Annotated in this window: 20 protein-coding genes; 12 read left to right on the forward strand and 8 right to left on the reverse strand. The window is 68.5% G+C overall.

The features are described from left to right. The first annotated feature begins 3 nt into the window (after window positions 1-3). Entirely contained in the window at window positions 4-516 is a 513-nt protein-coding gene (locus tag AC5Y31_RS00155) for a PH domain-containing protein (RefSeq protein ID WP_065026175.1), read from the forward strand. Here the strand turns inward: AC5Y31_RS00155 and AC5Y31_RS00160 are convergent. Continuing rightward, on the reverse strand, window positions 477-1,127 hold the full coding sequence (locus AC5Y31_RS00160; RefSeq protein ID WP_301634219.1) for a GtrA family protein: 651 nt from the start codon (window positions 1,125-1,127) through the stop codon (window positions 477-479). The two genes, AC5Y31_RS00155 and AC5Y31_RS00160, sit on opposite strands and share 40 nt — an antisense overlap. Before the next feature lie 85 nt (window positions 1,128-1,212). On the opposite strand from AC5Y31_RS00160, the gene AC5Y31_RS00165 reads away from it, so the two are divergent. The 6 genes from AC5Y31_RS00165 to AC5Y31_RS00190 are packed head-to-tail and all read left to right on the forward strand — an operon-like array spanning window position 1,213 to window position 8,570. After that, window positions 1,213-2,451 (forward strand): 5-(carboxyamino)imidazole ribonucleotide synthase, encoded by a 1,239-nt coding sequence (locus tag AC5Y31_RS00165; RefSeq protein ID WP_499977356.1) that lies wholly within the window; start codon window positions 1,213-1,215, stop codon window positions 2,449-2,451. Further along, window positions 2,438-2,950 carry a 5-(carboxyamino)imidazole ribonucleotide mutase gene (gene purE, locus AC5Y31_RS00170; protein WP_065026172.1) on the forward strand — a complete coding sequence of 171 codons (513 nt, stop codon included), beginning with the start codon at window positions 2,438-2,440 and terminating at the stop codon, window positions 2,948-2,950. Before AC5Y31_RS00165 ends, purE begins: the two co-directional genes overlap by 14 nt. A gap of 14 nt (window positions 2,951-2,964) precedes the next feature. Then, window positions 2,965-4,134, forward strand: a complete 1,170-nt coding sequence (locus AC5Y31_RS00175; RefSeq protein ID WP_301634225.1) for an acyl-CoA dehydrogenase — start codon at window positions 2,965-2,967, stop codon at window positions 4,132-4,134. Between the two features lie 44 nt (window positions 4,135-4,178). Then, window positions 4,179-5,306 (forward strand): aminotransferase class V-fold PLP-dependent enzyme, encoded by a 1,128-nt coding sequence (locus AC5Y31_RS00180; RefSeq protein ID WP_065024606.1) that lies wholly within the window; start codon window positions 4,179-4,181, stop codon window positions 5,304-5,306. Window positions 5,307-5,334: 28 nt separating this feature from the next. After that, window positions 5,335-7,425, forward strand: a complete 2,091-nt coding sequence (pta, locus tag AC5Y31_RS00185) for a phosphate acetyltransferase (protein ID WP_065024607.1) — start codon at window positions 5,335-5,337, stop codon at window positions 7,423-7,425. Then, window positions 7,422-8,570: an acetate kinase gene (locus AC5Y31_RS00190; protein WP_499977357.1), complete on the forward strand. Its 1,149-nt coding sequence runs from the start codon at window positions 7,422-7,424 to the stop codon at window positions 8,568-8,570. Before pta ends, AC5Y31_RS00190 begins: the two co-directional genes overlap by 4 nt. A gap of 8 nt (window positions 8,571-8,578) precedes the next feature. Here the strand turns inward: AC5Y31_RS00190 and AC5Y31_RS00195 are convergent, their stop codons facing one another. Next, the gene (locus AC5Y31_RS00195; protein ID WP_165607333.1) at window positions 8,579-8,734 is read right to left on the reverse strand and encodes a DUF6131 family protein; all 156 of its coding nucleotides are present in this window, start codon (window positions 8,732-8,734) and stop codon (window positions 8,579-8,581) included. 2 nt (window positions 8,735-8,736) lie between these two features. Beyond that, window positions 8,737-8,985: a hypothetical protein gene (locus tag AC5Y31_RS00200; RefSeq protein WP_065024609.1), complete on the reverse strand. Its 249-nt coding sequence runs from the start codon at window positions 8,983-8,985 to the stop codon at window positions 8,737-8,739. A gap of 170 nt (window positions 8,986-9,155) precedes the next feature. Between AC5Y31_RS00200 and pstS the strand changes: the two genes are divergently transcribed. From pstS to AC5Y31_RS00220, 4 genes are all read left to right on the forward strand, one after another. After that, a complete protein-coding gene (pstS, locus tag AC5Y31_RS00205; protein WP_065024610.1) occupies window positions 9,156-10,274 on the forward strand; it encodes a phosphate ABC transporter substrate-binding protein PstS in 1,119 nt (372 codons plus the stop codon). 94 nt (window positions 10,275-10,368) lie between these two features. Then, window positions 10,369-12,288: a serine/threonine-protein kinase PknD gene (locus tag AC5Y31_RS00210; RefSeq protein WP_499977358.1), complete on the forward strand. Its 1,920-nt coding sequence runs from the start codon at window positions 10,369-10,371 to the stop codon at window positions 12,286-12,288. A 6-nt stretch (window positions 12,289-12,294) separates the two neighbouring features. Then, window positions 12,295-14,220, forward strand: coding sequence for a serine/threonine-protein kinase PknD (locus AC5Y31_RS00215; protein ID WP_499977359.1), 1,926 nt, complete (start codon window positions 12,295-12,297; stop codon window positions 14,218-14,220). Between the two features lie 94 nt (window positions 14,221-14,314). Further along, window positions 14,315-14,959, forward strand: coding sequence for a cation efflux transmembrane domain-containing protein (locus AC5Y31_RS00220; protein WP_499978077.1), 645 nt, complete (start codon window positions 14,315-14,317; stop codon window positions 14,957-14,959). 75 nt (window positions 14,960-15,034) lie between these two features. Here AC5Y31_RS00220 and ctpC read toward each other — a convergent pair whose 3' ends face one another. The 5 genes from ctpC to AC5Y31_RS00245 all read right to left on the reverse strand — a co-directional run bounded on the left by ctpC (window position 15,035) and on the right by AC5Y31_RS00245 (window position 22,282). Next, on the reverse strand, window positions 15,035-17,185 hold the full coding sequence (gene ctpC, locus AC5Y31_RS00225; protein ID WP_109470766.1) for a manganese-exporting P-type ATPase CtpC: 2,151 nt from the start codon (window positions 17,183-17,185) through the stop codon (window positions 15,035-15,037). A gap of 53 nt (window positions 17,186-17,238) precedes the next feature. Further along, window positions 17,239-17,520: a DUF1490 family protein gene (locus AC5Y31_RS00230; RefSeq protein WP_065024615.1), complete on the reverse strand. Its 282-nt coding sequence runs from the start codon at window positions 17,518-17,520 to the stop codon at window positions 17,239-17,241. A 175-nt stretch (window positions 17,521-17,695) separates the two neighbouring features. After that, a complete protein-coding gene (locus AC5Y31_RS00235) occupies window positions 17,696-18,388 on the reverse strand; it encodes a TIGR03089 family protein (protein ID WP_499978079.1) in 693 nt (230 codons plus the stop codon). A 112-nt stretch (window positions 18,389-18,500) separates the two neighbouring features. Further along, the gene (locus AC5Y31_RS00240) at window positions 18,501-20,648 is read right to left on the reverse strand and encodes a serine/threonine-protein kinase (RefSeq protein WP_499977360.1); all 2,148 of its coding nucleotides are present in this window, start codon (window positions 20,646-20,648) and stop codon (window positions 18,501-18,503) included. A gap of 164 nt (window positions 20,649-20,812) precedes the next feature. Next, window positions 20,813-22,282: an LCP family protein gene (locus AC5Y31_RS00245; RefSeq protein WP_499977361.1), complete on the reverse strand. Its 1,470-nt coding sequence runs from the start codon at window positions 22,280-22,282 to the stop codon at window positions 20,813-20,815. A 239-nt stretch (window positions 22,283-22,521) separates the two neighbouring features. Here AC5Y31_RS00245 and rfbD point away from each other — a divergent pair, with 239 nt between their 5' ends. Further along, on the forward strand, window positions 22,522-23,385 hold the full coding sequence (gene rfbD / locus AC5Y31_RS00250) for a dTDP-4-dehydrorhamnose reductase (protein ID WP_499977362.1): 864 nt from the start codon (window positions 22,522-22,524) through the stop codon (window positions 23,383-23,385). The last annotated feature ends 1 nt before the right edge of the window (window position 23,386 follow it).

The following is a 23,386-nucleotide window of genomic DNA, read 5'->3' on the forward strand; positions in this document are numbered from 1 at the left end:
GCCGTGGGTTATCCGGAGAACGTGCTGGCCGCGGACGAACAGGTGGTGCTGCACCGGCATCCGCACGTCAAACGCCTGATCGGGCCGGTGCTGGCCCTGCTGCTGGCCACCGCTTGCGCCGGCTTCGCGTCCGGGATCGTCAACCCGCGGGCCTGGGACCCCAACGCCAAGAATGTGGTCTTCGGGGTGATCTGGGCGATCTGGCTGGTGGTGGTCGGCTGGCTGGCGATCTGGCCGTTCCTGACCTGGCTGACCACCCATTTCGTCGTCACCGACCGACGGGTGATGTACCGGCACGGGTTGCTGACGCGCAGCGGCATCGACATCGCGTTGGCGCGGATCAACAGCGTGGAGTTCGTCCACGGGCTCATCGACCGGATGCTGCGCACCGGGACGTTGATCATCGAGTCGGCGTCACAAGAACCGCTGGAGTTCTACGACATCCCGCGCGTGGAGCAGGTCCACGCGCTGCTCTATCACGAAGTCTTCGACAGACCGTCCGCAGCGGGCGGCTGATGGCGGGCGGGGCGCCGGAACAGGGTCACCACACCGGTGTCCGGGCCGCCCTCGAGGGTGTCTTCCAAAGCCTCGACCAGTGCGCCGTCCTCGATCGCCGCGCCCAGCGCCACATCCGTGCTGCGTGCGAACTCGTCGGGGAAGACCCAGCGCCGGAACGCCCAGAACCGGAACGCCATCTGCAGCAGGTTTCCGATGATGTAGGCCGAGACGAAGTCGGCGATGTTTTCGACCGTCAGCGACACCATCGGCGCCCGCAGCTGCAACACGTAGCTGGAGAACCACAACGGGGCCATCGACAGCAGCACGCCGACGCCGCTGACCCCGAAGAACAGCAGGGCCTCGTGATGGCGCTCCCGGCCGCCCCGGTCCTTGAAGCTCCACTCGCGATTGAGGATGTAGGAGGCGATCACCGCGACGATGCCCGAGATGACCTTGGCGGTGACCGGCTTGGGCTCCAGGATCGTCAGCTTGAGCGTGTAGAACAGCGCTGAGTCGATGATGAACGTGGTCGCGCCGACAATGGCGAACTTGATCAACTCATGGTGGCGCTCGGCCAGTGGCCGCATCACCCGCGGCAGACGGGCGATCGTGGCGTCGGTAAAAGACACAAGTTGCCAGTGTACGGACTTTGCCTGATCTGCGCCTAACGACTGGATAACGACGCAAACCGGCCGACGTGACACGATATTGCCCGTGCCGAAACAGCCAACCACCGCGCCGCCGCCCGAGAGCGGGCGCAGCCCTCTGGTCGCCATGGTCGGCGGCGGTCAGCTGGCCCGGATGACTCACCAGGCCGCGATCGCGCTCGGCCAGCGGCTGCGGGTCCTGGCCGCCGCGGCCGACGACCCGGCGGCCGAGGTCACCTCGGATGTGGTGATCGGTTCCCACACCGACCTCGAGGACCTGCGCCGGGCCGCGACGGGGGCCACCGTGCTCACCTTCGACCACGAGCATGTCCCGGCCGAGCTGCTGGACACTCTGGTCGCCGAGGGGGTGAATGTGGCCCCGCCGCCGGGGGCGCTGCGCCACGCCCAGGACAAGCTGGTGATGCGCCGCAAGCTGGCGGCCCTGGGCGCGCCGGTGCCGCGGTTCGCCGCGATCGAGAGGGTCGAGGCCGTCGAGGAGTTCGCCGCGCTGACCGGCGGCCCGATGGTGATCAAGACGGCCCGGGGCGGGTACGACGGGCGCGGGGTGACCATTGCCGACGACGTGGCCGGGGCCCGGGCCGCCGCCGCCGACTACCTGGCCTCCGGGGTGCCGGTGCTGGCCGAGGAGCGCGTCGCGATGCGCCGGGAGCTCTCCGCGCTGGTTGCCCGGTCGCCGTTCGGCCAGGGGGCGGCGTGGCCGGTGGTCGAAACCGTGCAGGATGACGGGATCTGTGTGACGGTGATCGCGCCGGCCCCCGACCTGTCGGAGGAATCAGCCGCTGCCGCACAGCAATTGGCGCTGCGGCTGGCAGACGAGCTAGGCGTGGTCGGGGTGCTGGCCGTCGAGCTGTTCGAGACGACGGAGAGGACGCCTGCTGGACCCTTCCTCGTCAATGAGCTGGCGATGCGGCCGCACAACTCCGGGCACTGGACCATGGACGGTGCGGCGACCAGCCAGTTCGAGCAGCATCTGCGCGCGGTGCTGGACTATCCGCTCGGCGCCACCACCCCGGTGGTGCCGGTGACCGTGATGGCCAATGTGCTGGGCGCCCCCGAGCCGCCGGCGATGACGATGGACGAGCGGCTGCACCACCTGTTCGCCCGCTATCCCGACGCGCGGGTGCACCTGTACGGCAAGGATGAACGGCCGGGCCGCAAGATCGGGCACGTCAACCTGCTCGGTGACGACGCGGCGGCGTCGGCGAAGCTGCGTGAGCGGGCCGAAAGCGCGGCACACTGGTTGTCGCACGGTGAGTGGACAGATGGATGGGATGCACATGGCTAACAGCCCCCGGGTCGGCGTCATCATGGGCAGCGACAGCGACTGGCCGGTGATGGAAGACGCGGCCATGGCGCTCGCCGAATTCGACGTCCCGTTCGAGGTGGGAGTGGTCTCGGCGCACCGCACCCCGCAGCGGATGTTCGACTACGCCCGGGACGCCGCCGGTCGCGGCATCGAGGTGATCATCGCCGGGGCGGGCGGCGCAGCGCACTTGCCCGGGATGGTGGCTTCGGCCACACCGCTGCCGGTGATCGGGGTCCCGGTGCCGCTGGCCCGCCTGGACGGGCTGGACTCGTTGCTGTCGATCGTGCAGATGCCGGCCGGGGTGCCGGTAGCCACAGTTTCCATCGGCGGTGCGCGCAACGCGGGTTTGCTGGCGGTGCGTATCCTGGCCTCCGCCGATCCGGCATTACGGGCCCGGATGGAGAAGTTCCAAAAGATGCTGGCGGACACCGTGCTTGCGAAGGACGCCGCACTTCAAGGTAAAGTTACCGGCGAGTAGCTTAGGAGGCTGTGATGGCTGGGTGGGCCGGGAATCCGTCGTTTGACCTGTTCAAACTCCCCGAGGAGCACGATGAGTTGCGGGCGGCGATCCGCGCGCTGGCGGAGAAGGAGATTGCTCCGTACGCCAAGGAGGTCGACGAGCAGGCGCGCTTCCCTGAGGAGGCGCTGGCGGCACTGAACGCCTCGGGTTTCAACGCCGTGCATGTGCCCGAGGAGTACGGCGGGCAGGGCGCGGACTCGGTGGCGGCCTGCATCGTGATCGAGGAAGTCGCCCGGGTGTGTGCGTCGTCGTCGCTGATTCCGGCGGTGAACAAGCTGGGCACCATGGGCCTGATCCTGTCCGGCTCGGATGAGCTCAAGGGTCAGGTGCTGCCCTCGCTGGCCTCCGGGGAGGCGATGGCCTCTTACGCGCTTTCCGAGCGGGAGGCCGGCAGTGACGCCGCGGCGATGCGCACCCGGGCCAAGGCTGACGGCGATGACTGGATCCTCAACGGCTCCAAGTGCTGGATCACCAACGGCGGCAAGTCCAGTTGGTACACCGTGATGGCGGTGACCGACCCCGACCTGGACGCCAACGGCATCTCGGCGTTCATGGTGCACGTCGACGACGAGGGCTTTTCCGTCGGGCCCAAGGAGCACAAGCTCGGCATCAAGGGCTCGCCGACCACCGAGTTGTACTTCGAGAACTGCCGTATCCCCGGCGACCGGATCATCGGCGAGCCCGGTACTGGGTTCAAGACCGCGCTGCGCACCCTGGATCACACCCGCCCGACCATCGGTGCCCAGGCTGTCGGTATCGCGCAGGGCGCCCTGGACGCGGCGATCGAATACACCAAGGACCGCAAGCAGTTCGGCAAGAACATCAGCACCTTCCAGGGGGTGCAGTTCATGCTCGCCGACATGGCGATGAAGCTGGAGGCGGCGCGGCTGATGGTCTACTCGGCCGCGGCGCGCGCCGAGCGCGGTGAGACCGAGCTGGGCTTCATCTCCGCGGCGTCGAAGTGCTTCGCCTCCGATGTGGCCATGGAGGTCACCACCGATGCCGTGCAGTTGTTCGGCGGGGCCGGCTACACCACCGACTTCCCCGTCGAGCGGATGATGCGCGACGCCAAGATCACTCAGATCTACGAGGGCACCAACCAGATCCAGCGCGTCGTCATGAGCCGCCACCTGCTGCGCTGAACCGCGGCTCGATGACATCGCGGCTCGTCGACTAGGAGAGCTTCATGCCAGGACTGCTGCCCGAGGTGGACCCCGACGGCTTGCTGGAGTACTCCGTCGTCTACACCGACCGGGCACTCAACCACATGTCCGAACGCTTCCAGAACGTCATGAACGACGTCTCGGCCACGCTGCGCGAGGTCTACCACGCCGACGCGGCAATCGTGGTGCCCGGCAACGGAACCTGCGGCATGGAAGCCGTCGCGCGCCAGTTCGCCAACGATGCCGAGGTACTCGTCGTCCGCAACGGGTTCTTCAGCTACCGGTGGAGCCAAATTTTGGAGGCCGGCCGCATCACCGACCGCGTCACGGTGCTCAAAGCGCGCCCGACGGGCGACGGCGACCAGGCGCCCTGGGCGCCGGCGCCCATCGACGAGGTCGAGGAGGCGATCGCGCGGACCCGGCCGGCGATAGTGTGCGTCCCGCACGTGGAAACCGCCAGTGGAATCCTGTTGCCCGACGACTACCTGGCGCGCGTCGGCGCGGCGACCACGGCGGTGGGCGGCCTGTTCGTACTGGACTGCATCGCCTCCGGCGTGGTCTGGGCCGATATGGCCGCGCTCGGGGTCGACGTCTTGGTGACCGCGCCGCAGAAGGACTGGAGCGCCGAGCCGGGCTGCGCCATGGTCTGCCTGTCCAACCGGGCGCTCGAGGTCATGGACCGCACGCAAAGCACCAGCTTCGCGCTGGATCTGAAGAAGTGGCGCGAGATCATGGCGACCTACGAGAACGGTGGCCACGCCTACCACGCGACCATGCCGACCGGTGTCATCAGCAGTCTGCGCGACGCCATGACCGAGACCCGCGAGCGTGGTTTCGGCGCGGTGTGTGAGCAACAATTCACCTTGGGCCGCAAGGTGCGCGCGCTGCTGGCCGAACACGGCTTCCCCAGCGTGGCCGCAGCGGGATTCGAAGCACCCGGCGTGGTGGTCAGCTACACCACCGATCCCGAAATCCGCACCGGTAGAAAATTTTTGGCACAGGGACTTCAGACCGCGGCTGGAGTGCCGCTGCAATGCGACGAACCGCCGACGTTCAGCACCTTCCGGCTGGGCCTGTTCGGTCTGGACAAACTGGCCGACATCGAGGGAACGGTGGCGCGCCTGCGCTCGGCGATCGATCGGATCGGCTGAGCTCGCTCTGGTCTAGGTTGAAAACACCATGACCGAAGCTGAACCGGCTCGCGCGTCGAGCATCTATCTGGCCGCCGCCGAGGGAGGCACCGGCAAAACCGTGATCGCGCTGGGCCTGCTGCACCTGCTGGCCGCTTCGTCGGCGCGGGTCGGGGTGTTCCGGCCGATCGTCCGGTCGCTCGATGAGCCTGACGACCAACTCGAACTGCTGCTCGCACACGCCACCGCCAAGCTCGACGACCACCGCGGCTGCCGAGGCGTGACCTATCAGCAGGTCTACGCCGACCGGGAAACCGCGCTGAGTGAGATCGTCGCGCGTTTCCACGAAGTCGCCCGGCAATGCGACGCGGTACTGGTGGTCGGCAGCGACTTCACCGACGTCGTCAACCCGAGCGAGTTGAGCTTCAATGCCCGCGTCGCGGTCAACCTGGGCGCACCGCTGGTCCTGGCGGTCAACGGCCACAACCGCGACCCGCGAGCGATCTCCGAGATCACCGCGCGCTGTCTGACCGATGTGGCCTCGGTGCATGCCCGGCCGGTCGCGGTGATCGCCAACCGCTGCGATCCCGGCCTGCTGGCGGAGGTCACCCAGGCGATGGCCGACATCGGCGTGCCGGCGTTCGCGGTTCCGGAAGTGCCGTTGCTGTCCGCGCCGACGATGGCGGAACTCTGCACTTCCCTGGGCGGCACCGTCTACAGCGGCGACCCGGAGCTGATGCGCCGAGAGGCGCTCAGCGTGATGGTGGGCGGGATGACAGCCGAGAATATCCTGGAGCGCCTGACCGAGGGGCAGGTGGTGATCGTGCCGGCCGACCGCTCCGACGTCCTGCTGGCACTGCTGAACGCCCATGAAGCGCAAGGGTTCCCGTCGCTGTCGGGGATCATCCTCAACGGTGGCCTGCTGCCGCACCCGGCCATCGACAAACTGGTCAAGGGGATGCGGCCCAAGCTGCCGCTGATCGCCACCGGCCACCGCACCTACGACACCGCCGAGCAGGTGTCGCACACCGGGTCCCGGATCACCGTCGACTCGCTGCGCAAGATCGACACCGCGCTGTCGGTGATGGCCGCCCACGTCGACGGTGCGGAGTTCGCCGAACGGGTCCGGGTGCCGGCCTCGACGGTGGTGACGCCGCAGATGTTCGAGTACCGGCTGCTGGAAAGGGCCCGGTCCGACCGGCGCCATATCGTGCTCCCGGAAGCCTCCGATGACCGGATCCTGTTGGCGGCAGGGCGGTTACTGTCTCGCGGCATCGTCGACCTGACCCTGCTCGGGGTCGAGGATGTGGTACGCAGGCGCGGCGCCGAACTCGGGGTGGACCTGGGCGCTGCGCACGTGGTCGACCCGAGCACCAGCGGCCTGCTGGAGTCCTTCGGCGCCGAATACACCCGGCTGCGCGCACACAAGGGGATGACCGAGGAGCGCGCTCGCGAGATCATGCGCGACATCTCCTATTTCGGCACCATGATGGTGCAGCTGGGGATCGCCGACGGGATGGTGTCGGGTGCCGCGCACACCACTGCGCACACCATCCGTCCGGCGTTCGAGATCATCCGCACCGCGCCCGGGGTGTCGACGGTGTCCAGTGTGTTCCTGATGTGCCTGTCGGATCGGGTGCTGGCCTACGGCGACTGCGCGGTGGTCCCCGATCCGACGGTCGAGCAACTGGCCGACATCGCCATCTCCTCGGCGGCCACCGCGGAGGCGTTCGGTATCGAACCCCGGGTGGCGCTGCTGTCGTACTCGACCGGCGAGTCCGGTTCCGGGGCGGGTGTCGAAAAGGTGCGCTCCGCAACGCAACTGGTGCATGAGCGGCGCCCCGACCTGCTCGCCGACGGGCCGATCCAGTACGACGCCGCCGTCGATGAGACGGTGGCGGCCGCCAAGATGCCCGACTCGCCGGTCGCCGGGCGGGCCACGGTGCTGGTGTTCCCGGACCTGAACACCGGAAACAACACCTACAAGGCGGTGCAGCGCAGCGCTGGAGCGGTGGCGATCGGGCCGGTGCTGCAGGGCTTGGCCAAACCGGTCAACGACCTGTCCCGGGGCGCACTGGTCGACGACATCGTCTACACCGTCGCGATCACCGCGATCCAGGCGCAAGGTGTCGGCTCGTGAGCAACCCCGGCCTGGTGCTGGTACTCAACTCCGGCTCGTCGTCGATCAAGTACCAGCTCGTCGATCCCGGCGCCGGAACCGCGGTGGTCTCCGGCCTCGTGGAGCAGATCGGCGAGGCGGACGGACCGGTCGTCGATCACGCCGCAGGGCTGCGACTGATCCATCGGCGGCTCACCGATTCCGGGGTCGATCTGGCCGCCGTGCGCGCGGTGGGGCATCGCGTGGTGCACGGCGGCAGCCGGTTCTTCACGCCCACGCTGATCACCGACGCGGTGGTGGCCGAGGTGCAACGGCTCGCCGAATTGGCGCCGCTGCACAACCCGGCCAACGTGATCGGGATCGAGGTGGCCCGCAAGGATTTTCCCGATGTTCCGCACGTGGCGGTGTTCGATACCGGCTTCTTCCATTCGTTGCCGTCCGCGGCCGCCATTTACGCGATCGATCACGGCGTCGCCACCCGATACGGCATCCGCCGCTACGGATTCCACGGCACCTCCCACGAATATGTCTCCGCGGAGACGGCCGCGGCCCTGGGGCGCGACCCGGCCGAGCTGAACACCATCGTGTTGCACCTGGGCAACGGCGCCTCGGCGTCGGCGGTGCGCGGTGGAGTGGCGGTCGAGACGTCGATGGGGCTGACCCCGCTCGAGGGGCTGGTGATGGGCACCCGCAGCGGCGACCTAGACCCCGGCGTGCTGTTTCACCTCAACCGGACCGCCGGGATGGGGGTCGAGCAGCTCGACGAGTTGCTGAACCGCCGCTCCGGGCTGAAAGGACTCAGTGGGGTCAACGACTTTCGGGAGTTGCTGGAGCAGCGGGCGGCCGGGGGAACCTCAGGCGAGGCGGCCGGGCTGGCCTATGACGTCTACATCCATCGGCTGCGCAAGTACGTCGGCGCCTACCTGGCAGTGCTCGGCCGGGTCGACGCGATCGCCTTCACCGCCGGGGTGGGGGAGAACGTGCCCTACGTGCGTGAGGACGCCCTGGCGGGTCTGGACGGGCTGGGCATCGCCGTCGACCCGCACCGCAACCGCTCCGGCACGGGCGCGCGGATCATCTCGACCGACGCCTCGCGCACCACCGTCCTGGTGGTACCCACCAACGAGGAGCTGGCGATCGCCCGCGCCGCCTGGGAATTCGTGTAGCCGAGCGGTCAGTACCAATAACGTCGGCCGCCGACCGGACGCCCGACGGACCCCAAGATCCACAGGATCGCGCCGATCACCAGCAGGACGATGCCGATGCTCCACAGGATCTGGATCCCGAATACGAAGCCGAGTATGAGCAGAAGAACTCCCAGGACGATCATGGCTACTCCATTCCTATGAGGTGTTCGATGCCGCCGCCGGGAAGTGAGCTGGGCTGCGGCAGCTGACATTGCGACACTTGAGGATTGACGCCGCCGTAGTTCAGCGGCCCGGCGAGCACGGTCAGTGCGATGGTGCCCGCTGATCGGCACGTCGGTTCGGCATTTTCCAGATAGCCGCGCTGCCACACCGCGATCGCCCCGATCAGCAACCAGATGAACACCACCGTGCCGAGTACATTGCCCAATCGCATCGTGGCCTCCGTTTTCGGTTGCGCCCCCGAGGTGGGAGCGACGATACCGCCGCAAAGCTTGTCGCGGACCCGGATTGGCTCGCGGACCGCAGTCGTCCTTGTGAAATACCCCGACGGAGCCGTCTCCAACCAACACCCCGCTCGCCTCGGGCGGAGTACAGTGATGAGCTGTGAAAATCGGCCGAGGGACCGTGTTTCTGACTCTGCTCACTGTTGGCGCACTGACAGTTTCGGGCTGCGGCGGAAACTCCGGTGAGTCGGGTTCGGCAGCCGACGCTTCGTCGTCGGTCGACTGCGGCGGAAAGCCGGAACTGCACGCCAGCGGCTCCACCGCCCAGGAGAACGCGATCGAGCAATTCGTCTACGCCTACATCCGGGCGTGCCCGGGCCACACCTTGGACTACAACGCCAACGGGTCGGGCGCCGGGGTGGACGACTTCATCGGCAACCAGACCGATCTCGCCGGATCGGACGTGGCGCTAGACGCCGCCAAAAGCCAGCCGGAACGCGCGGCGGAGCGGTGCGGTTCGCCGGCCTGGAACCTGCCGATCGTGTTCGGCCCGATCGCGGTGACCTATCACATCAGCGGGGTCAACGCGCTGACCCTGGACGGCCCCACGCTGGCGAAGATCTTCAACGGCACTATCGGCAGTTGGGACAATCCGGCGATCAAGGCGCTCAACGCGGGCGTAGCGCTGCCCTCGATGCCCATTCATGTGGTCTACCGCAGCGACAAGTCGGGCACCACCGCCAATTTCCAGAAGTATCTCGATGGTGCCTCCGACGGCGCGTGGAACGGGGGAACCGGCGAGATGTTCAACGGCGGTGTCGGTGACGGAGCCGCCGGAAACAACGGCACCTCGGCGGCGCTGCAGAACACCGACGGTTCGATCACCTACAACGAGTGGTCGTTCGCGGTCGGCAAGCAGCTGCCGATGGCGCAGATCATCACCTCGGCGGGCCCCAAGCCGGTGTCCATCTCCGCCGACTCGGTCGGCAAGACGATCGCCGGGGCGAAATTCGCGTCGCCGTCCGGGCAGCCCAATGACCTGGTGCTGGACACGTCGTCGTTCTACAAGCCGACCGAGGCGGGCGCCTACCCGATCGTGCTGGCGACCTACGAGATCGTCTGCTCGAAATACCCCGACGACGCCACCGGGGCGGCCGTCAAGGCGTTCATGCAGGCTGCCATCGGCCCTGGCCAGGACGGGCTGGATCAGTACGGCTCCATACCGCTGCCGGATTCCTTCAAATCGAAGCTTCTGACGGCGGTGAACGCCATCTCGTGACTATTTGCGGGGGTGACGCCGGTTAGGCTGGTGGGCAGTCTTTCGCCGCAGATCGCGGCACGGGGGTGCTGGTGAGGCGAAGGGAGCGACGTCGGTGAACAACACCGAGCCGGGTTCGCGGGCCGGGTCGCGGTTCGGCCCCTACCGGCTTGAGCGTTTGCTGGGTCACGGCGTCGTGGGTGAGGTCTACCGGGCCGAGGACACCCGCAGCGACGAGATGGTGGCGCTGAAGCTGATCTCCGAGGCGTTCTCCGGCGACGAGGCGTTCCGCAGCCGGCTGGAAGACGAGGCTGAAGCCGCCGGTCAGCTCATCGAACCCCACGTGGTGCCGATCCGGGCCTACGGCGAGATCGACGACGTGCTCTACCTCGAGACCGGCCTGATCGACGGCACCGACCTGGCGACGTTATTGGCGGAGGACGGCCCGTTGAGTCCCCCGCGGGCGGTGGCCATCGTGCGGCAGATCGCCGCGGCGCTGGATGCCGCCCACGACGCCGACGTCACCCATCGCGACGTCAAGCCCGACAACATCCTGGTCACCGGGGACGATCTGGCCCACCTGATGGACTTCGGGGTGGCTGCGGCCATCGGGGCTCCGGGGATGCCGGCAGATCCGGCGATCGGCACCGTGCGCTACATGGCGCCGGAGCGCCTGACCGGCGAGCAGGTGACCCATCTCGCCGACATCTATTCGCTGGCCTGTGTGCTGGCCGAGTGCCTGAGCGGAGTGCCCGCGTTCTCGGCCGACACCGTCGACGACGCGGTCGAAGAACGCCGGACGGCGGCCCCGCCGCAACCCAGCAAGCTGCGCCCGGGACGTGTCCCGGCCGCCATCGACGACGTGCTGGCCCGCGGGTTGGCCCGCAAGCCCGAGGACCGCTACAGCAGCGCCGGCGAGCTGGCCGCGGCCGCCTACCAGGCGCTGACCGAGGCCGAACGCCACCAGGTGGCCAGAATCCTGCGGCGCGGCGAGCCCGCCCTGCACCTGCCGGGCGGGCTGGAAGCAGAGACCCGCCCCGAACCCCGAACCGGAGCCTGGGGCGATGCCGCCCCGCAGCCGGTGGCGTTCCCGGTGTCCCCGCTGCTGCGCGCCGAGACCCCGGCTAAGCCCTCCTTGCCCACCCCGTCTCGGCGCGGACGGCTGCCGCGCAAGCCGGTCCTGCTGGCGGCGGCTGCGCTCGCCGCGGTCGCGGTGGTGGCCGGCGTCGGCCACCTGGTGAGTCGTCCCTCGTCGGCGTCGGCGGTGGCGTCGCCCCCGCAGGAGGTGCTGTCCTTCACCGATCTGGACTACCGGCTCTCCCCGGCCGGGGTGGCGCTGGATGGCGACGGCAACGTCTATGTCACCAGCGAAGGCATGCAGGGCCGGGTGGTGAAACTGGCGACCGGCTCGGATGCCACCGCGGTGCTGCCATTCAGTGATCACTATCAGCCGCGCGGGCTGGCGGTCGACGGCGACGGCAATGTGTACTTCTCCGACGTCAACAACCGGGTGGTCAAGCTGGGTTCCGACTCGCACACGGTGTTGCCGTTCGCCGGCCTGGACGATCCCGACGGGGTGGCGGTCGATTCTGACGGCAACGTCTACGTCGCCGACCGCGGCAGCGATCTGGTGTTGCGGCTCGAGTCCGGCTCGAACGTCCAGACCGTGCTGCCGTTCGTCGGCCTCCACAAGCCCGTCGGGGTGGCGGTGGATTCAGCCGGCAACGTCTATGTCACCGACACCGGCAACAACCGGGTGCTCAAGTTGGCGGCCGCCGGAGACGAGCAGGTGGTGCTGCCGTTCGCCGGGATCGTCTCACCGTGGGGTATCGCGGTGGACGACGGCGGCGACGTCTACGTCACCGAGCGCAGCCGCAACAAGGTGGTCAAACTGTCCGCCGGGGCAGCGATCCCGGAGGTGTTGCCGTTCACCGGTCTCAACGCGCCGCTGGACGTCGCCGTCGACAAGCACGGCAACGTCTACGTCGCCGACCGCGGCAACGATCGGGTGGTGATGGTGGAGGAGAACCGATGAGGACCGGTGCATAACGGCGGCCCAGGCTCGCGTGCCGGTTCCCAGTTCGGGCACTACCGGCTGATACGACTGCTGGGCAGCGGCGGGATGGGCGAGGTCTACGAGGCCGAGGACGTCCGCAAGCGCCGCATGGTCGCGGTGAAGCTGATTTCGCCGCAGCTCTCCGACGACCCGGTTCTGCACGCGCGTCTGCAGCGCGAGGCCGACACGGCCGGGCGGCTCACCGAACCGCACGTGGTGCCGATCCACGATTACGGCGAGATCGATGGCCAGTTCTACGTGGAGATGCGCCTGATCCAGGGTCAGTCGCTGCGCGCGCTGCTGCATCGCCACGGCCCGCTCAGCCCGGCCCGGACGGTGGCGGTGATGCGTCAGGTCGCGGCTGCCCTGGACGCGGCGCATGCCGCGGGGATCATGCACCGCGACGTCAAGCCGGAGAACATCCTGGTGACCGACGAAGATTTCGCCTACCTGGTGGATTTCGGCATCGCCCGCGCGGCCACCGACCCCGGCCTGACCCAGATCGGGACCGCGGTGGGCACCTATAACTACATGGCCCCGGAACGGTTCACCGGCGGCGATGTCACCTATCGGGCCGACATCTACTCGCTGGCCTGCGTGCTCGGTGAGTGCCTGACCGGCGCGCCGCCGTATCGGGCCGACAGCATCGAGCGAATGATCGCCGCGCATCTGACCGAACCCGCCCCGCGCCCCAGCGCGCAGGTCGCCGGTGTTCCGCCCGCCTTCGACCAGGTGATCGCCCGCGGGATGGCCAAACGGCCCGAGGACCGCTATCGCAGTGCCGGCGAGCTGGCGGTGGCTGCGCACGCGGCGCTCACCGGCCCGCAGCAGGACCAGGCGGCCACCATTCTGCGGCACGGCGAAGAGGCCGCCTTCAACACCGGGACGGTGGCCGCGCCGGTCGCTCCGTCCTCTCCGGGGGCTCAGGTCACCGGCTGGCGCAGCCAGCCCGCACCGCCGCCCCCGACGGTGCGCCAGCCACCGGCGTATGTGCCGCCGCCGGCATCACCGGCGTTCGGGCGGGCACCTTCCGGCCCCGGCTCCCGGCGCTGGGCGCTGCTCGGCGCCGCGGCCGTGGCGCTGCTGGTGGTGGGCATCATCGGCTACCTGATCGCCCGCCCGTCGCACCCGTCGACGGCGGCGCCGCCCGGGCAGAGCGAGCTGCAGTTCTCCGGCATCAACTTCCGGCTCTCGCCGAGCGGGGTGGCGCTGGACTCCGACGGCAACGTCTATGTCGCCAGCCAGGGCATGTACGGCCGGGTGGTCAAGCTGGCGGCCGGATCCCGCGCGGCGACCGTGCTGCCGTTCAGCGGCCTCTACCAACCGCAGGGCGTGACGGTCGACAAGGACGGCACCGTCTACGTCTCGGACTTCAACAACCGGGTGGTGAAGTTAACGGCCGGCTCGAACGACCAGGTGGTGCTGCCGTTCAACGGGCTGAGCTACCCCGAGGGCCTGGCGGTGGACTCCGGCGGCAACGTCTATGTCGCAGACCGCGGCAACGACCGGGTGGTCGAGCTGGCGTCCGGGTCGAACAGCCAGACGGTGTTGCCCTTCAGCGGACTCAACAATCCCGACGGGGTGGCGGTGGACGGCTCGGGCACCGTCTATGTCACCGACACCGACAACAACCGGGTGCTCAAACTGGCGGCCGGCTCCACCGACCAGGTGGTGCTGCCGTTCACCGGGGTCGCGGTGCCGTGGGGCATCACCGTCGACTCCGCCGCCAATGTCTATGTCACCGAACACGACGGCAACAAGGTGCTCAAGCTCCCGGCCGGGGCGACCAGCCCGAGCCCGCTGGGCTTCACCGGGCTCAACACCCCGCTGGACGTCGCGGTCGGCAAGGACAACACGGTCTATGTGGCCGACCGCGGCAACGACCGGGTGGCGCGGCTCGCTCCGGGCTGAGCCGCGCTGACCACGCTCCGCGGGCGGTAGCATTTCCTGCGTGGACAGTGGGATCGGGAGCCCCGAATCAGTGGGCGTCGTCGATGCCTGTGCCGTGCCCCATGTTCACCCCCATCCGGTGCAGCCGGTACTTGACGCCGGCTGGCACCGCGCCGCGGACTGGGCTCGCCGGCTCGCCTGGGTCAGCCTGGTGGTGGTGGGGTTCGAAGGCGTGCTGGGCCTGTGGCAGGGCCTGGCGGCCGGCTCGATCGCGCTGACCGGCTGGGCGCTGGGCGCCATTCCCGAGGCGATGGCCGGGGCCATCGTGATCTGGCGGTTCACCGGCGCCCGCACCCTGGCGCCGACGGCCGAGCGGCGCGCCCAGATCGGGGTGGCGGTGTCGTTCTGGATCAACGCCCCCTACATCGCCGCCGAATCGGTGCGCCACCTGGTGGGTGACCACCGCAGCGAGAGCAGCGTCATCGGGATCGCGCTCACCGCGGTGGCGGTGCTGGTGATGCCGATTCTGGGCCGCGCGCAGCGCCGGCTCGGCACCCGGCTGGGCTCGGCGGCCACCGTCGGCGAGGGCGTGCAGAACTACCTGTGTGCGATCCAAGCCGCCGCGGTGCTGGTCGGGTTGACGCTCACCACCCAGTGGTCGGGCGGATGGTGGCTGGACCCGCTGATCGGTCTGGCGGTGGCCGCGGTGTCGGTGTGGCAAGGCGTCCGGTCCTGGCGCGGCGAGGGTTGTGGCTGTTAGCCGCTGCTAGGCAAAGTCCCGACTGCCCTGGAGCTGGTGGTGTTGCTCGACAGGGACAGTCGGGACGGACACAGATTACGCCCCGGCGGGGGCGGATGCCATCGGTTCGGCGTCCAGTCGGTAGCGGATCAGCCGCGAACTGTTGGCGACCACGGCCACCGACGACGCGTTGTGCAGAATCGCCGCCAGCACCGGTGACAGCGCACCGCCGGCGCCGATCAGCAGGCCGGCAGCGTTGACCGCGATCGACATGCCGTAGTTCTGCCGGATCACCTCGACGGCCCGGCTGCCCAGGTCGCGGACGTCCAGCAGCCGCCGCAGGTCGTCGTTGGCCAGGGCGACATCGGCGGTCTCGACCGCCACATCGGTGCCGGCCAGGCCCATCGCGATGCCCATGTCGGCGGCGGCCAGCGCGGGAGCGTCATTGACGCCGTCACCGACCATGCCGACCACGTAGCCCTCGTCCTGCAGGTCGCGGACCACCTGCAGCTTGTCTTCGGGGAGCACCTCGGCGCGCCATTCGGCGATGCCGAGCTCGGCGGCCACCGCCGCCGCGGTCTCCGGGTGATCGCCGGTCAGCATGACGATGCGACGAATACCCTTGGCGCGCAACTGCTCAAGCACCTCGTGTGCCTCCGGGCGCACCTCGTCGCGCAGGCTGATCAACCCCACCAGGGTCCCGTCGACCGCCAGCAGCAAGGGGGTCTCGGCCTGGGCGCGCAACTTGGTGACCCAGTCCGCCGCCTTCTTGGAGATGCGGACCTTCTCGGCGCGCAGCAGGTTCGGGCTGCCCAGCAGCAAGGTCCGTCCGTCGGCCCAGGTGCGGATGCCGAGCCCGACCAGAACTTCGCACTCCTCGTGCGGTGGGATGCTGATGTGGCGTTCCTCGGTGGAGCGGATCACCGCCTCGGCCAACGGGTGCCGCGAGTGCAGCTCCGAGCTGGCGGCGTAGGCGAGCACCTGTTCGGGCTGCCAATCCTTATGGAGAGCAACGATATTGGTCACCACCGGGCGGCCGACGGTGAGCGTGCCGGTCTTGTCGAACACAATGGCGTCCACCCGGCCGGCCTGCTCGAGATGCGAGCCGCCCTTGATCAGGATGCCGCGCCGGGCGCCGTTGCCAATAGCCGCGCTGATCGCCGTCGGAGTGGCCAGCCCGACCGCGCACGGGCAGGCGATCAGCAGCATGGTCATCGCCCGGCGGACATCGCCGGTGACCAGCAGGGTGAACGCCGACAGGATGAACGACGCCGGTACGAATCGGCGGGAGAAGTTCTCGCCGACGGTCTGGATCGGAGCGCGGTCGTGTTGGGCCTCCTCGACGCGGCTGATGATCCGGCCGATCACGGTCTGGCTGCCGACCGCGGTGGCGCGCACCACGACTCGGCCGCGCACCACCACCGATCCGGCGTGCACGCGTGCCCCGGCGATCACGCTGACCGGCAGAGTCTCGCCGGTGATCGCGGACTGGTCGACGATGGCCTCGCCGTCGATGATCTCGCCGTCGACCGGGATCGCGACGTGGTCGTGGACGATCACCTCGTCGCCGAGCTGCACCGTGTCGATCGGTACCTGGACTTCGGTGTATTCCGGGCTTTCCGGGGGACCTTGGCCTAACCGCACCCAGGCGGTGTCTTGGCTGCCGCGCAGCAGATCCGAGATCGCGCGGCGCGTCCGGCGCAGCGTCAGATCTTGCAGATACTCGCCGATGTTGAGCAGCCACAGCACGGTGAGCGCGACCACGTTCTCCCGCAGCACCAGGCTGGCGATGGTCGCGGCGGTCACCAGGGCATCGGTGCCGGCCTTGCCGGAGCGGATCGAGCGCAGCGCACCGCGCAGGAACGGATAGCCCATGAACACCGTCGCCCCGGTGGCGACCAGCTGACCGCTCGGTCCCAGCAGCGGCGGCCGGGCGAAGACGTAGCGGCGCACGCCCAGCAGCGCCAGCGCCGCACCGCCGATCACCATGCGCAGCACGTCGGTGTTGCGGATGTCCGCCGAGCGCGGGGTGCGGGCCGGGATCAGCTCGGCGGCGACGCCGGCCGCCTCGCGGATCGCCGCCAGGATTTCCGCGGTATCGCACCGTTTGGGGGAGTACCACACCACCACCGCGCCGGTGCGCGGATAGGCGTGCACGGTGCGCACCCCGTTGACCCGGCCGGCTGTCTCCTCGACCGCCACCGCGCGCCGCGAGTCGCTGCGGACCCAGGGCACCCGCACCCGCATCCGGCCGGCGGCGTCGGAGACGACGACCAGTTCATCGACGGCGTGGGTCACGATCAGTGGTCGTGGTCGTGTGCGACGGCCGCAGCAGGCGGTGTCGCCTCTTCACCGATGCGTTCGCGGGCCTCGGCGACCACGTCGGCCACCTTGAGGCGCGCCGACTCGGCGACCTCCTCGGCCCGCCGGGTGCCGCGCAGGCTCCATTCGGTGGCGGTCACCGCGGCCTGATGCAGCGGAGCCTTTTCCAGCGCCTTGCGAGCCAGCTCGTAGGCACTGACCCCGACCAGCCCGGTGAACACCGTTCCGGCCGCCTTCGCCAGCAGTCCCTGTACCGCCATGAGTCATCCCCTCCGTGGGTCGTCCGTCTTAACCAGCGAGGGTATCAGCATATAAGCATTTCTGCATATATCGCGGTGTCGGCACGGTCCGACGTGGCAAACGTGCCGAGTGTGCGGTGTCGTCGCCGCACGCCGGCGCGCGCGTACCGAACCGCACACTCGACGGCTAGGTCGCCTAATCCAGCGTCCGGGTGACCTTCTCGCTGTCCCGGCGGCGTTGCTGCGCGGCCGGATCCGGATTGGCGACCTGCACCAAGGACGCGCCGACGGCGAACACCGCCAGCATGTTCTCGATCAGCTCGGCGGGTGTCGCCCAGGCGTTGGCCGACCACACCCGATCCGATGACGTCAAAGACATTGCGGCCGCGGATTTCTCGCAGAGGGCCAACACCTCGTCGGCGGATGATCCCTCCAGCGCCGGGCCGGGGCGCGGCTCCGGGTCGATCTGGTCGCCGTGCACCCGCACCGCCGTGGCGTAGTCGGTGACGCCCACCGGCAGGTCCGGGGCCGGGCGCCCGAACGGGTCCAGCGACAGCACCACCACCTCGCCGCCGGTGGTGGCTACCGCCGCGTCGGCCTCGTCGAGCCGGTCGGCGGTGCACAGGGCGATGTCGGCGTCGCCGTTCGGTGCGTCCAGCAGCACTTCGGCCCCGACCCACCAGGCGCCGAGCAGCACCGCCGCCGTCTGCCAGTGCGCGGGCAACAACACCGCAATACGACTGCCGGTGCCGGCGCCGAGCTCGTCGCGTAGCAGGTTGCCGGTCTTGGCCGCCCAGTTCGCCAGCGTCGCCGCGGACAGTTCGATGCGCTCGGCGGAGGCGTCGTCGTAATAGGTGATCCGTGGCCCCACCGGGTCGGCACGCATCATCGGATCGAGGATCGCCGAGGCAAGGTTGATCACCGCAGCGACGTTAGTCGATATCTGGGTTCAGGCCGCGCCCACGTGTGCTCGCCGCCCCATGGGCGACGAGCATCGGACTTCAGGAGATAAACAATTGTGGATCGGCCAAGACTGCGGCGGGGGGTACATCTCCCATTCGCCTTGCGACGAACGGATATTCGTGCACAGTCCCCTGCTGTCCGCACTCATTGGTCATGATCGTTACCGTATCCATGCCCAGAAGTGAGCCATCGGCCTGCGGGGTCCACGTCTTCATGGAATGGTACGTAGGAGATTGCTCCGGACCGGTCTCGCCATTTCGAGTTACCGTACACATGGGTACGAGTTCGTCGATCGCATTCGATTCCCACTGCCCATTGACAAAATGAAGGACGTCTGGAGTAGTAATCGGAACTTGGTTGTTGTCGGCATCTAGCCCGACACCGGTGGCGACGCACCCCATCGAACCGCACCACGAACGAAATGCCCACCAATCATGTCTGGGGCCTTCAGTAAGCGGCGTAACCACACCGTTGATCTTCCGGTTGGCGTAGTCGTAATCCAGACGGTACGAACCGTCGAGAACCGGTCCGCCAGGAGTTGGCGCTGGCGGGGTCGAGGATTTCGGCGGTGGTGCGCTGATGGTCGCCGGATCGGCTATCGCAACGCCGATAGGCACATCGTCTGTCCGGGTCACCGTAACCGGGACTTGCTTCACCGATCCTTGAAGACCGCATTCATTGGTGAGCACCGTATTGGCGTAGATGCCGCGCAGGGTGCCGTCGGGTTGCGGGCGCCAGTTCCAGACGGTTTTTTCTGTGTCGGCGCCAGGTCGCCGCTTGCCGTTTTCGACGCTGCACTCGGCGTACTGAACACGTTCATGGCCGGCTTCGGATTGCCACCCGTCGTCGATGAACCGCAGTGTGATCGCGGCACCGGACTTGTCCGCGACCGTATGGTCAGCGGTATCGAGTTTGGTTCCCGCAGCGACACATCCATCGGGTGTGCACTGCGAACGAAAGGCCCACCACGTCAAGTCCGGTGACGCATATATCGGGTAGGGCTCTGGAGGACTCGAAGGAGGCTCGCCCTCTGCGGCCGGGCTCACCGAAGCGGGATCGGGCCGCGGCGCGAGTGCGCCGTTCAGAGTCTGCAGATTGTAGTTGTACGCAAGTTGGTAGGTGCCGTCCAGCACGGCGACCGGAGTCGGCGCGGCGCCGAATCGTTGATGTGTTCGTGCGGTAACGACCACTCCGGCGGTGGCGAGTAGGAGAACCACGATAGGGATCGCCCAACGGACGCGGCGGCGCATTCGGGGCTGGGCGGACGAGCTGGCGTCGGACGGACTGCCGGCCTGCAACTGCGCGACGGGGGCGACCACGGTGTGCGCTGTCGCGGAAAGGCCTTGTGGCGCTGTGATTGCTGACAGCGAGCGGGCGAACTCTGCGCATGAAGCGAACCGATCGGCTGGACTCTTCCCCAGGGCACGTGCGAGCACTGGGTCTAACGCGGCGAGGTCCGGCCGTGGCGCGGCAATCGACGGTGGCGGCGAGGTCAGGTGTCGGCTGATGACCGCTGCGGGGTTGGAAAGTGGGAACAGCGGAGTCCCGCACAGCAGGTGGTAGGCGGTAGCGGCTAGCGCGTACTGGTCGGCGCGGCCGTCTAGGGATTCGCCCATGAGCTGTTCGGGAGCCGAGTAGGGGAGAGTGCCGATGGCTACGTTGGTGGCCGTCAGGCCACTCACATCACCCATCGATCGAGCGATCCCGAAGTCGCCCAGAAGGGCTCGCCGTTCACCGTCTTGCGGGTCGCTGAGCAGGATATTGGCAGGTTTGACGTCACGGTGTAATAGGCCGCGCTGATGGGCATAATCGAGTGCATCGGCTACCGCTGAAACGATCGATGCGACGATGCCGGCCGGCATTCCACCCGCGTAATGTTGCAACAGCAACGTGGCGGCGTCGGTCCCCTCGACGTAATCCATAGAAATCCAGAGCTGGCCGTCAGCCTCGCCGCGGTCGTTCACCCGCACTACGCCGGGATGCCACAAGGTAGCGGCCAGGTCGGCCTCTCTGACAAACCGCGTTCGGAATTCTTCGTCGGTAGAAAACTCGGGCCGCAGAATTTTGAGCGCGTCTAGGCGTGGTAGGCGGGGATGCTCGGCCAGATACACTTCGCCCATTCCACCGGTGCCCAATATCCGGACAATGCGGTATCCGGCAAAAAACGTTCCCTCAGCTAACGCCATCAGGTGATGGTAGCCGCTGTATCTACCGCGCTCGGCAGGTCGGATTCGGCTAGGTCGCGGTATTTCCCATGTCGCCTGTCATCGAATTTGGCGCGGGTATATCGAGCAGTTGGCTGTGCTTGGCATTCCGATCCTGGGCGGCCACTTGAGGAACTGATTCCTTATCAGTTCACGCACTGCGGGTCGTTGGAACCCGCGGTCAGAATCGGTGACGGAGCGGGGATTTCGGACAGCTGCCCAGCGTCGGCGCCGGCGAAGCCGGCCATTTCGGCGCGGTCCCCGGCGCCCAGGCCCGATCCGGGACCGGTGTAGTCGTTGGCCAGTACGACGCGTACCGCCCCGGCGGGCACCGCCTCGTTGGAGACCACCGGCAACCCGCCCAGATCCCGGGCCACCGCCTGAGCACCGGGGTCGTCGGTATTGGCGGCCTGCACCTGGCTGGTCGTTACCCGGGCTGCCTCGTTGTTGCCGACCGACCCGGTGCCGAATCCCTTGGCGTTCAGCACACTTGAGACCGCTGCGGCCAAGCCGTTGATGTCGGTGTCGTTGTACACGCTGGCGGTGGTGTGCTCGGGGTCGTAGGCACGTTGGTCGGCTTTGCCCTCGTCGGTGTCGTGCAGCAGTCCGTCCACCCAGTCGGCCACCTGCTGCGGGTCGACGCGCACCACGCTCTGCATGCCGTCGTCGCTCCAGCCGGACTCTTCGAGCACCGGGATAGTGGCGAAGGCCACCTTGCCGGCCGCCAGATCCTGCAGCTTGGTGATGAAATCCATCACGTCCCAACCCTCTGACAGCACGACCGAGCGCTGGACCGCCGCCTGCAGTCGGGTCAGGGTGCCCGGACTGGACAGCGTCTTGCCGGAGATCACCTGGTGGGCCAGCGCCGCCATCACCGCCTGCTGGCGACGGACCCGGTCCAGGTCGCCGTGCGGGAGTTCATGGCGCTGGCGCACGAAACTCAGCGCCTGGGCGCCGTCGAGCCGCTGCCAGCCGGCCGGGAAGTCCGCGCCGGAGAGCTCTTCGTACACCGGTTCCTTGAGGCAGACGTTGACGCCGCCGAGCGCGTCGGTGATCAGCGAGAACCCGAGCAGTCCGACCTCGGCGTAGTGGTCGACGGTGACCCCGGTCAGGTCGGCCACCGTCTTGATCAGGGCCTCCCGACCGGCCTGGGTGCCGCGGGCCTGGGCCTGCACCGGGTCCATGCCGGTTGCCACCAGGGCGTCGGCGGTCTCGAGCCGGGTGGCGCCGTAGACGCCGTTGATCTTGGTCTTGTCCAGCCCGGGCGCCGCCACGTAGGAGTCGCGGGGGATCGAGATCGCGGTCGCCGACTTCCCGTTGTTGGGGATGCGGACCAGGATGATCGTGTCGGTATTGGTGGCGTCGTCGTCGCCGACTCGCAGCGCCGCGAGCTCCTCGGGGGTCAACGGGTTGCCGTGGGCGTCGGTGCGGCTGTCCATTCCGACCAGCAGGATGTCGACCGCGCCGTCGGCTCCGCCTTTGCCCAGCGCCAGCGACGCCACGTGGAAGATGCCGTCCTCGAAGGACCGCACCCGACTCCAGGCCACCCCGGTGCCGAGGACGACGGCGACGGCTGCCACGGTCGCGATCACACGAATCACACGTTTCGCAGGCATCACTTGAGGCTACTTGTGTAACTGCTGTATCGGCGGTAGCTGCGGTCGGCGTGCCAGACTCGGCGGTTTAGCGAGCCTCGACGAAGGAGAGGCGAAGCTGGAGCCGCCGCATAAGCTCGGCGGTTTAGCGAGCCTCGACGAAGGAGAGGCGAAGCTGGAGCCGCCGCATAAGCTCGGCGGTTTAGCGAGCCTCGACGAAGGAGAGGCGAAGCTGGAGCCGCCGCATAAGCTCGGCGGTTATGACTCAGCGGATCGTGATCACCGGGGCCGGCGGCCAGGTCGGCAGCTTTCTGGCAGTGCGCGCCGCCGAGACCGGCCACGACGTGCTCGCGCTGTCCTCGGCGCAGTGCGACATCACCGACTCGGCCGCCGTCGGCGCCGTCGACCTGCGCCCCGGTGATGTGCTGGTCAACTGCGCGGCCTACACCGCCGTCGACGCCGCCGAGGACGATGCCGAACGTGCTCATGCCGTCAACGCGGCCGGCCCTGGCCACCTGGCGGCCGCCTGCGCCCGGGCCGGGGCGCGACTGATCCACATCTCCACCGACTACGTCTTCGACGGCGACTTCGGCGGCGCCCCGCCGCGCCCGTACGAGCCGGGGGAGGCGACCCGGCCGCTGTCCGTCTATGGCCGCACCAAGCTGGACGGTGAGAACGCGGTGCTGGCGGCGTCGCCGGAGGCGCTGGTGGTGCGCACCGCCTGGGTCTACACCGGCGCCGCCGGCGGGTCGGACTTCGTCGCCGTGATGCGGGATAAGGCCGCAGGTTCCGGTGCGGTGGAGGTGGTCGACGACCAGGTCGGCTCACCGACCTATGTCGGCGACCTGGCCGATGCGCTGCTGGCCCTGGCGCGGGCGTGGCCCGCGGCGCGGGTGCTGCACGCGGCCAACGGCGGCGCGGCCAGCCGCTACGAGCAGGCCCGCGCGGTGTTCACCGCGCTGGGCGCCGACCCACAGCGGGTGGCACCGGTCAGCAGCGCCGCGCGGCCCCGTCCGGCGGCTCGGCCCGCGTACTCGGCGTTGTCGGGCGTCGAATCGGCACGAGCCGGCCTGGCGCCGCTGCGCCCATGGCGCGATGCGCTGGCCGCGGCACTGGCCAGATAAC

It is taken from the genome of Mycobacterium sp. NGS18 (assembly GCF_059813185.1).